1 protein-coding gene is annotated in these 883 nt (G+C 68.6%); it reads right to left on the bottom strand.

What is annotated here, in order from left to right; translation table 11 throughout:
• The coding region (locus tag ACGFW6_RS45090; RefSeq protein ID WP_393523618.1) for an amino acid adenylation domain-containing protein at positions 1–883 on the bottom strand (883 nt) is incomplete at both ends.

Raw genomic sequence — 883 nt, 5'->3', positions numbered from 1 at the left:
TGTAGGTGGGGGCGGGGAGTGCTTTGCGGTCGAGTTTGCCGTTGGGGGTGAGGGGGAGGGCGTCGAGGGTGACGATCGCGGAGGGGATCATGTAGTCGGGGAGGTGTTGGGCGAGGGCTGCGCGGACGTTGGTTTCGTTGTGGTGGCCGACGACGTAGGCGGTGAGGCGTTGGTCGCCGGGGGTGTCTTCGCGTAGGAGGGCGGTGGCCTGGGTGATGCCTGTCTGGGTGGTGAGTGCGGTTTCGATCTCGCCGAGTTCTATGCGGTGGCCGCGGAGTTTGACCTGGTGGTCGGCGCGGCCGGTGTAGAGGAGTTGGCCGTCTGTGGTCCAGCGGGCGAGGTCGCCGGTGCGGTAGATGCGGCTGCCGGGTGTGCCGTATGGGTTGGCGGTGAAGCGTTGTGCGGTGAGGGCGGGGCGGTGGTGGTAGCCGCGGGCGAGTTGGTGGCCGGCGAGGTAGAGCTCGCCGGTGACGCCCGGGGGTACGGGGCGTAGGGCGGAGTCGAGGACGTAGACAGCTGTGTTGGCGAAGGGCCGTCCGATCGGGACCGGTCCGGTCGCGTTGCTGTCGAGCGGGTATTCGGTGATGTTGACGGTGGATTCGGTGGGTCCGTAGGCGTTGATGACCTGGACGTCGGGGTGCTGTGCGCGCCAGGCGGTGAGTTGGTCGGCGTGCAGGGCTTCGCCGCCGAGGATCAGGGTCTGTGAGGGGGAGGCGGTCTCGGGCAGGCTGCTGAGGATGGGCAGGTGGCTGGGGGTGGCCTTGACCAGGGTGGGGCGGCTGGTGCTGTCTTCCAGTGAGGTGAGGTGGACGGTGCCGCCGTTGGTGAGCGGCGTCCACAGGGCCGTGATGGTGAGGTCGAAGGCGAGCGGTGAGTGCAGCAC

It is taken from the genome of Streptomyces sp. Y7 (genome assembly GCF_043195415.1).
In the GTDB taxonomy this organism is placed as follows: domain Bacteria; phylum Actinomycetota; class Actinomycetes; order Streptomycetales; family Streptomycetaceae; genus Streptomyces.
The sequence above is the reverse complement of the archived record's forward strand: the minus strand, read 5'-3'. Positions and strand labels throughout refer to the sequence as shown.